This is a genomic window from Thermoanaerobaculia bacterium (genome assembly GCA_035260525.1).
GTDB lineage: Bacteria > Acidobacteriota > Thermoanaerobaculia > UBA5066 > DATFVB01 > DATFVB01.
This window is the reverse complement of sequence record DATFVB010000133.1, coordinates 1-8,456: the sequence shown is the minus strand read 5'-3', so window position 1 is coordinate 8,456 and position 8,456 is coordinate 1. Positions and strand designations below refer to the sequence as shown.

At 69.0% G+C, this 8,456-nt stretch carries 8 protein-coding genes; 6 read left to right on the top strand and 2 right to left on the bottom strand.

Features of this window, described 5'->3' with window-relative positions; all coding sequences use genetic code 11:
• Together VKH46_06275 and VKH46_06270 are read right to left on the bottom strand one after the other, a co-directional pair.
• A partial coding sequence (locus VKH46_06275; protein ID HKB70433.1) for an MFS transporter occupies nucleotides 1–628 on the bottom strand: 628 nt, incomplete at its 3' end.
• A 199-nt stretch (nucleotides 629–827) separates the two neighbouring features.
• Entirely contained in the window at nucleotides 828–1,730 is a 903-nt protein-coding gene (locus tag VKH46_06270) for a phosphatase PAP2 family protein (GenBank protein HKB70432.1), read from the bottom strand.
• 70 nt (nucleotides 1,731–1,800) lie between these two features.
• On the opposite strand from VKH46_06270, the gene VKH46_06265 reads away from it, so the two are divergent.
• The 6 genes from VKH46_06265 to prfB all read left to right on the top strand — a co-directional run bounded on the left by VKH46_06265 (nucleotide 1,801) and on the right by prfB (nucleotide 8,287).
• Nucleotides 1,801–3,099 (top strand): nodulation protein NfeD, encoded by a 1,299-nt coding sequence (locus VKH46_06265; GenBank protein ID HKB70431.1) that lies wholly within the window; start codon nucleotides 1,801–1,803, stop codon nucleotides 3,097–3,099.
• A 49-nt stretch (nucleotides 3,100–3,148) separates the two neighbouring features.
• Nucleotides 3,149–3,895, top strand: coding sequence for a slipin family protein (locus VKH46_06260; GenBank protein HKB70430.1), 747 nt, complete (start codon nucleotides 3,149–3,151; stop codon nucleotides 3,893–3,895).
• A gap of 26 nt (nucleotides 3,896–3,921) precedes the next feature.
• Nucleotides 3,922–4,689, top strand: a complete 768-nt coding sequence (locus VKH46_06255; GenBank protein HKB70429.1) for an SPOR domain-containing protein — start codon at nucleotides 3,922–3,924, stop codon at nucleotides 4,687–4,689.
• A complete protein-coding gene (lipA, locus tag VKH46_06250) occupies nucleotides 4,686–5,663 on the top strand; it encodes a lipoyl synthase (protein ID HKB70428.1) in 978 nt (325 codons plus the stop codon). Before VKH46_06255 ends, lipA begins: the two co-directional genes overlap by 4 nt.
• Complete coding sequence (lnt, locus tag VKH46_06245; GenBank protein HKB70427.1) at nucleotides 5,660–7,174, top strand: apolipoprotein N-acyltransferase; 1,515 nt, start codon at nucleotides 5,660–5,662, stop codon at nucleotides 7,172–7,174. The genes lipA and lnt overlap by 4 nt, the downstream gene beginning before the upstream one ends.
• Nucleotides 7,171–8,287, top strand: a protein-coding gene (prfB, locus tag VKH46_06240; protein HKB70426.1) for a peptide chain release factor 2 whose coding sequence is annotated in 2 segments (ribosomal slippage) — nucleotides 7,171–7,245 and nucleotides 7,247–8,287 — 1,116 coding nt in all. Because the reading frame shifts where the segments join, the coding sequence is not laid out codon by codon here. The genes lnt and prfB overlap by 4 nt, the downstream gene beginning before the upstream one ends.
• Nucleotides 8,288–8,456: the final 169 nt, after the last annotated feature.

The window sequence follows — 8,456 nt, the reverse complement described above, 5'->3', positions numbered from 1 at the left end:
GCCGCGCGGGGGAGCCCAGCCCCTTCTCCACGCGGCGGTGCGGGATGGCGATCATCAGGAGGCCGGTGATCACGGCGACGTAGCTCACGCCGTTGATGAAAAAGCACCACCCCTCGCCGACCGACGCGACGAGGATGCCCGCGACGGCGGGCCCGACGATCCGCGCGCCGTTGAACATCGAGGAGTTGAGCGCGATCGCGTTCATCAGGTCCTCTTTTCCCACCATGTCGACCACGAAGGCCTGGCGGGTCGGGATGTCGAAGCCGTTGACGACGCCGAGCAGCGCGGCGAGGACGAAGATCTGCCAGATCTGGATCCGGTGGGACAGAGTCAGGGCGGCGTACACGAGCGCGAGGGCCATCGCGGCGCTCTGCGTGAAGAGGAGCGTGCGCTTCCGGTTGCTCTGGTCGGCGGCCGCTCCTCCGATCGGCGCGATCAGGAACACCGGGATCTGCGCGCAGAACCCGACCATGCCGAGCTTCGCCGCGGAGCCGGTGAGCCGGTAGACGAGCCACGACTCGGCGATCGTCTGCATCCACGTGCCGACGAGCGAGATGATCTGGCCGGTGAAGAAGAGGCGGAAATTCCGGTGCCGCAGGGCCCGGATCGCTTCGCGCAGCCGTGTCATCGGATACCGATTATTCACGAACGGTGCCGACGGGAAAGCCGCGGGTCCAACTCGAGAAGCCGCGACGTCAGGAGAGTCCCAGGTCAAAGGTCGCGGATCGGGCGATCCCCGGATTTTCGACTTCGACGATTGCCGCCGAGTTAAGCGGCGCGGCGCGCGACCGCTTCAACTCGGCGCGGACTCTTCGACTGTCTTGAACTCAGAGCGGCTTCGTGTTCTCCGGAAGGATGCCGACCGCGAATTCCCCCTGGATCCACCCGTACAGGCGTTCGCCGAGCGGCAGGGCGAGGAACGCGAGCGAGAGCCCGGCGATCACGTCGACGACGTAATGGAACCGGCAGTAAATCGTCGAGACGATCAGGAGCAGGGCGATCGGCAGCCACGCGCGGAAGACCTTCCGCGTCTCCCGGTACGCCACGAGAAGGCAGAACACCGTTACCATCGTGTGGCCGGAAGGGAACGCATCGTCCTTGGTGTGCTCGAGCTCGTTGAGCTTCCGGGAGATCGTCCGAGAGACCGGCGTGACCTCCAGCGCGACCGACTGCTCGGCCGCCAGCGCGACGCGTGGGCCCTGCGCGGGGATCACGAAGTACCCGGCGTAGGAGAGATAGAACGTGAACGAGAGGCAGAAGATGAACTTGCGCGCGAGCGCGCGGTCCTTCTTCCACAGCGCGACGCCGACGACGATCGGGAAGAAATAGTAGGTCGAGTATGCCAGCAGGAGCAGGTCGGTCAGCGGCGGCCAGACGAAGCGCTCGAGCCAGACCGTCGGATCGGCGTGGAAGATCGCGCGGTCCGCGGCCACGAGCCACGCGTCGCGGCTCTCTCCGCGGAGCGCCGGGATCAGCACGCCGAGGCTCTCGTAGAGGAGCGGAATGATCGCCATCGGGTAGAAGTTGACGACGAGACGCAGGGCCCGGCCGAGCTTCTCCTCCCGGGCGGCGAGCCACGACACGACGAGGAGGAACACGAGCATGAGGCCGTAGCGCTCGAGGACCCCGGGCCATCCCGGGAGCCGCCCGGCCGCGGCGCAGAGCCCGGCGACGCCCGCGAGCGCGAGGATCGCGGCGATGTTCAGGATCTCCAGAGGGCGCCGGCGCATCGATGAATTTTATCATCGGGCGCCCCGTCCCGAGCCGGAGAGGCCCGGAGCGGGGAGTAGAATCGAAAGCTTGAAGCGAATCCTCCTCCTCCTCGCCGCGGTCGTCGCGGCGGCGACGGCCTCCGCCGCTCCCGCGCGTCCGCTGGTGCTCGTCGCCCGGCTCGAGGGGGAGATCCACCCCGCCGCGGCCGGGTTCGTGAAGCGCTCCATCGCGGAGGCCGAGGCGCGCCATGCCGCGCTCCTGATCGTCGAGATCTCGACGCCCGGCGGGCTCATGACGTCGATGCGGGAGATCACCACGGAGATCGTCAACGCCAAGGTCCCCGTCGCGACGTTCGTCTCGCCGTCGGGCGCCCGCGCCGCTTCGGCCGGCTTCTTCATCCTCCTTTCGGGCGACTGGGCGGCCATGGCGCCGGAGACGAACACGGGCGCCGCGCACCCCGTGGGGAGCCAGGGTCAGGACGTGCCCGAGACGATGCGCAAGAAGATCGAGCAGGACGCGCTCGCCCAGATCCGGACGCTCTGCGCCGCGCACCACCGCGACCCCGAGCCCGCCGAGAAGGCCGTGATGGAGAGCCTCTCCTACACGGAGACGGAGGCGCTGCAGAAGCACCTGATCGACGCGATCGTGCGCGACCCCGCCGAGCTGTGCCGCAAGCTCGACGGCACCGCGATCGTCCTCGGCAACGGCGAGCGCGTCGTGATGAACCTGAAGTCCCCGCGGTTCGAGACGCTGGAGATGGGCGCCGTCGAGCGCGCGCTCGGCGTCGTCTCCGAGCCGAATTTCGCCTACATCCTTTTCCTCATCGGCATCGTCGGCCTCTATTTCGAGCTCTCGCATCCCGGCGCCGTGCTCCCCGGCGTGCTCGGGGGCGTGTCGCTGCTGCTCGCGCTCTATGCCTTTTCCGTCCTGCCGGTGAACTTCACGGCGATGGGGCTGATCGCGCTCGGAATCCTCTTCATCGTCTCCGAGCTCAAGTTTCCGATGCACGGGATGCTCGCGCTCTCCGGCGTGGCCGTCTTCGTCGCGGGCTCGCTCCTCCTCTTCTCGGGCAACCGGTTCGGGTACCGGATCGACATCGGGATCGTCCTCCCGGGGGCGGTTCTCGCGGGCCTCGTCCTCGCGGGGCTCTCGATCCGCGCCGCCTCCGTCCGGTCGAGGCCGGTCCGGACCGGGGCGGAGGGTCTGATCGGGGAGAGCGGGCGCGCGCTGACCGACCTCGCTCCCGCGGGGCGTATCATCGCGCACGGCGAATACTGGGACGCCCGCGCCGACACGCCGGTGGCGTCCGGTACGGCGGTGCGCATCGTCGGGAAAGACGGCTTCACCTTGATCGTCCGGCCGGCCGGCGGCGAGTCGGGCGCTTGATCACGCCGCCCCGCGAGGGTGTCCCTCGCCGAAAGGAAGGTGCGCCATGATGATCCAGGGAATCGTCATCGCCGCGGTCATCGCGTTCATCGTGCTGCTCAAGTGGATCAACATCCTCAAGGAATACGAACGGGCGGTCACGTTCTGGCTCGGGCGTCTCGCGCCCACCCCGAAGGGCCCGGGCTTCACGTTCATCTTCTGGCCGTTCGAGACGATGGTCCGCGTCTCGCTCCGGACGATCGTCCACGAGGTGCCGCAGCAGGACATCATCACCCGCGACAACGTCTCGGTGAAGGTCTCCGCGGTGGTGTACTTTCGCGTGATCGACGCGCCGAGGGCCGTCGTCGAGGTCGAGAACTACCTCTACGCGACGTCGCAGCTCGCGCAGACGGTCCTTCGCTCGGTCCTGGGTCAGGCGCAGCTCGACGAGCTCCTCGCCGAGCGCGACAAGCTGAACCTCGCGCTGCAGCAGACGATCGACCAGCACACCGAGCCTTGGGGGATCAAGGTGTCGATGGTCGAGGTCAAGCAGGTGGACCTCCCCCCCGAGATGCAGCGCGCGATGGCGATCCAGGCCACGGCGGAGCGCGAGAAAAGGGCGAAGATCATCCACGCGGAAGGGGAGTTCCAGGCCTCGCAGCAGCTCGCCGACGCCGCGAAAGTGATCGCAACCGAGCCGATGACGCTCCAGCTCCGGTATCTCCAGACGCTGACGGAGATCGCCTCCGAGAAGAACTCGACGATCGTCTTCCCCCTCCCGATCGAGTTCTTCCGCGCGTTCATGGGAAAGAGCTGATCGCGGCCTGCTAAGATCGGGCCGCGATGGCCGACGGGAAGAAAACCTACTATCAGGTCTCCTTCACGGGAGGGCAGGCCCTCGCGGCGGTCGTTTCCATCGTCGTTGCCCTGGGCCTCTCGTTCTTCTTCGGCGCGAAGGCGGGCTTCGAGCGCACGGCCGAGCCGGGCGCCGCCCCCAACGCGCGCCCGGCTCCGGCCGGCCCCGCGGCTCCCGCTCCCGCGGAGACGTCGGCGACCGAGACCGCGAGCCCGACGCCGTCCGCCGTCGCCGCTTCCGAGGAAGCCCCGGTGTTCGAGGACCGGGAACCGGGGGTGGCCGAGTCGAAAACGCCGCCCGCCGCGGGGGAGGCGTCGAGAGCGCCCTCCCGGACCGAGATCAGCGGCGCCCCGAAGGCGGCGGCGACGAAACCGGGCGCGAGCCATCCGGCCGCTCCGACGGCATCATCCGAGCCGCCGACGAGCGCGGCGCCGGCGAAGGACGCGCAGGCGCGCGCCGCGAGAGAGCCGGCCCGGACCGCCGGCGGAGAGCCGGCCCAGAAGACCGCTCCCGCCCGTGCCGGCGGCTATTTCGTGCAGGTCCTCTCGACTTCGTCGAAGGCGGAAGCCCGTCGCTGGAAGGAAAAGCTCGAGGCGAAGAGCTACCGGACCGCCGCGGTGAGCTCCGTCGAATCGAAGAAGGGAACGCTCTTTCGGGTCCGGCTCGGCCCGTACCCGGACCGCGCGCAGGCGAAGAAGGCGGCGGCGAAGATCTCGTCGGAGTTCAAGCAGAAGGCGTGGGTCGCCCCCGAATGAACCTTCCCGTCCGAGCCCCGGAATGGATCCGGGAGAAGGCGCTCCGGCTCTCCGAGCTCCATGCGGTCAAACAGACGATGCGCGCCCGCGGATTGCACACCGTGTGCGAGGAGGCGAAGTGCCCCAACCGCTCGGAGTGCTTCTCGCGGGGCACGGCGACGTTTCTCCTGCTCGGCGACGTGTGCACCCGCGCGTGCGGCTTCTGCGACATCAAGACCGGAGTGCCGGTCTTCGACGATCCCCGCGAGCCGAGGAAGGTCGCCGACGCCGTCCGGTCGATGGGTCTGCGCCACGTCGTGCTGACCTCGGTCGACCGGGACGACCTCGCCGACGGCGGCGCCGGGCACTTCGCGAGGACGATCCGGGCGATCCGCGAAGACGACCCGGCGGTCGGGATCGAGGTGCTCACGCCCGATTTCCGCGGCCGGATGGCCTCCGTCGCGGAGGTGGTCGCGGCGGGTCCCGACGTCTTCAACCACAACGTCGAGACGGTGCCGCGGCTCTACGTGTCGGTCCGCCGCGGCGCGCGGCTCGACCGGTCGCTGGCGGTGCTGGCACAAGTCAAGCGGCTCGCGCCCGAAATGCGGACGAAGTCCGGGTTCATGCTCGGCCTGGGCGAGACGTTCGAGGAGTGCGTCGACCTGATGCGCCGGATGAAGGATGCGCGGGTCGAGATCGTGACGATCGGACAGTATCTCCGCCCGTCCCGCGAGAACCTGCCGGTCGTCGAGTACGTCGCGCCCGCGGTTTTCGATCGTCTCCGGCGCGAGGGAGAATCGCTCGGCTTCCGCCACGTCTTCGCCGGCCCGTTCGTCCGCTCTTCGTACCGGGCCGAGGAGGCGCTGCTCGCCGCGGCAAGCAACGCCTCACCCCACCCCCCGTTCCCCTCCCCACGTGGGGAGGGGTGTCTCGCTGAAGGCGAGACGGGGAAGGGTGGTGCAGAGGGGGCCCAGGACCCGGAGGACCGCCCATAAGGTCCGTCTTCGCGGGTGCGGTCTCGGGGGCGCTCCTCGCGCTCGCGTTCCCGCCGTTCGGCTTCTGGTGGCTCGCTCCCGTCGCGCTGGCCCCCTGGATCGCCGCGCTGTATTTCGAGGAGAGACGGACGCGCGCGCTGATCTCGGGGCTCGTCTTCGGTCTCGTCTTCTGGTGCCTCTCGGTCCCGTGGGTTTCGTTCGTCGTCACGCACTTCGGCGGGCAGCCCGCGTGGATGGGAGCCGTCTGCGTCTTCCTCCTCGCGCTCATCCTCGCCGAGTGGCCGCTGCTGGTCGGGTGGTGCGTCGTCGCCGCCTTCCCGCGCCGGTCGGTCTCCCGCCTCGCCGCGTTCCCGGTCCTCTGGATGGCGGCCGAGCACGCGCGAAGCGTGGCGTACAAGGGATTCCCCTGGAACCTGACCGCGAACGTCTTCGCCGACCACCCGCGCTGGCTCCAGACGGCCTCGTGGTGGGGCGCCTACGGCGTCGGCGCGCTGGTGGCCGGCTTCGCGGCGCTCGCCGCCGGAATCGGCGTGGGGAAGAGCGCGCGCGGGCGCGCGGCCGCGGCGACGGCGCTGGCGGCCGGAACGGCGTTTCTCGCGATCTTCGGCGGCAGCCGTCTCGCGCGCCGGGACCGCCCGGCGCCGGTTCTCCGTGTCGCGTGCGTTCAGCCGAACATCCCGCAATCGCTCCGTGAGAGCGCCGAGAGCGCCGCCCGCCAGTACGCGATCGTGATCGGCGCGATCCGGAACGCCGCTGCGGAGCGGCCGGACCTCATTCTCGTGCCGGAGTCCTCTTTCTACGGTCTCACCTGGCAGAGGAGCGCGGCGCTCCGGAGCGATCTCTCGGCGATCGCGCGCGAGAGCGGCGCTTCGATCCTCTTCAACGACGTCGACGAGAAGAGTGAAGCCGTCTACTTCAACGCGGCGCGGCTCGTGACGCCGGAAGGGCTGGCGGCCGCGACCTACCACAAGGTCCACCTCGTGCCGTTCGGCGAGTACGTCCCGCTGCCGCGCCTCTTCTTCTTCATGCGGTCGGTCTCGCAGGCGGTCGGAGCCTTTTCGGCCGCGGACGCGCCGGTCGTGCTCGTCTCCGGGCGCCTCGCGCTCGGGCCCGCCGTCTGCTACGAGATGACGTATCCGTCGCTCGCGCGCGACGAAACCCGGCGCGGCGCGAATCTCCTCGTCACGATCTCCAACGACGCCTGGTACGGGAAGGCGGGCGCGCAGGAGCAGCACTTCGAGGCGCTCGCGCTGCGGGCGATCGAGAACGGGCGTCCCTTCGCGCGGGCGGCGATCACCGGCATCTCGGGGATCGTGGACGGGCGCGGGCGTCTTCTCGCGCGGCTCGGACCCGACGTCGCCGGAGTCGCGCGGGCCGCGGTCTCTCCGCGGACGTCGCTCACGCCCTGGACGCGGTGGGGCGCAACGGTCTTCCCCGCGATCGCCGACCTGCTCGCGGCGGCCATGGTATCGTGCGCGATCGTGCGCTGGAGAAGGAGCCGACGGGCATGACGAAGCGGGACGACCTGATCGCGGGGCTCGAGGGGACCGCCGAGCGGATCGCCGCGCTCCGGGGGTATCTTTGATTGCGCCGCCGCGCGGAGCGCGCTCGACGAGCTGAGGGAGAAGTCGGCGGCCGCCGATTTCTGGGGCGATCCCGAGAAGGCGCAGGGGACGCTCCGCAAGATCAAGATTCACGAGAAGGCCCTGGCGACCGACGCCGAGGCGGAACGGCGCGCCGACGAGCTGCGCGTCTTCGAGGAGTTCCTGCGCGCGGGCGAGGAGGTCGACGCGGAGGCTTCGACCGCCCTGGCGGCGGCGTCGGCGTGGGCCGACGACCTCGAGCTGTCGCTGAAGATGACCGACGCCGAGGACGCGAACAACGCCTGGTTCTCGATCCACTCCGGCGCCGGCGGCACGGAGTCGCAGGACTGGGCCGAGATGCTCCTTCGGATGTATCTCCGTTTCTTCGAACGCCGCCGCTGGAAGGCCGAGCTGATCGAGCGCGTGGACGGCGAGGAGGCGGGATTGAAGAGCGCGACCGTCCACGTGATCGGCGAATACGCGTACGGCTACCTCAAGGGGGAAATGGGCGTTCACCGGCTCGTCCGCATCTCGCCGTTCGACGCGAACAAGCGCCGGCACACCTCCTTCGCCTCCGTCTTCGTCACGCCGGAGATCGAGGACGACATCGAGATCGTCATTCCCGACAAGGACCTCCGGGTCGACACGTACCGCTCCTCCGGCGCCGGCGGGCAGCACGTCAACGTCACCGACTCGGCGGTCCGGATCACCCACATTCCCACGAACATCGTCGTCACCTGCCAGAACGAGCGGAGCCAGGGGCGCAATCGCGACGTCGCGATGAAGGTGCTGCGCGCGAAGCTCTACCAGCGGGCGCTCGAGGAGCGCCAGGCGGAAGAGTCCAAGCGCGCGGGCGCCAAGAAGAAGATCGAGTGGGGGAGCCAGATCCGCTCCTACGTCCTCCATCCGTACCGCATGGTCAAGGACCACCGCACCGATTTCGAGATGGGCGATACCGACCGGGTGCTCGACGGGGATCTGACGCCCTTCATCGACGCGTATCTCAAGGAGAGCGCGAGCGAGAAGAGAGCTCAAGGGTAGTCCCTTGATCCGATATCGGCTCGACGACCTTGGTTGGTTTCTCTTTGAATCATTGGTTCAATCCCTCCTAAAGGCCGAGTTCGGAGTAGCGATTGAATCTACGGCTGGCCGGGAAGATTGGGGGGCCGATGCATACTTTCCTGGCCGCCTGCGTTCTCCTCTAGGGGTT

Coding starts and splice junctions, on each gene's coding strand:
- VKH46_06270 (HKB70432.1), bottom strand. CDS start 1,730: ATGCGCCGGCGCCCTCTGGAGATCCTGAACATCGCCGCGATCCTCGCG.
- VKH46_06260 (HKB70430.1), top strand. CDS start 3,149: ATGATCCAGGGAATCGTCATCGCCGCGGTCATCGCGTTCATCGTGCTG.
- VKH46_06255 (HKB70429.1), top strand. CDS start 3,922: ATGGCCGACGGGAAGAAAACCTACTATCAGGTCTCCTTCACGGGAGGG.
- lipA (HKB70428.1), top strand. CDS start 4,686: ATGAACCTTCCCGTCCGAGCCCCGGAATGGATCCGGGAGAAGGCGCTC.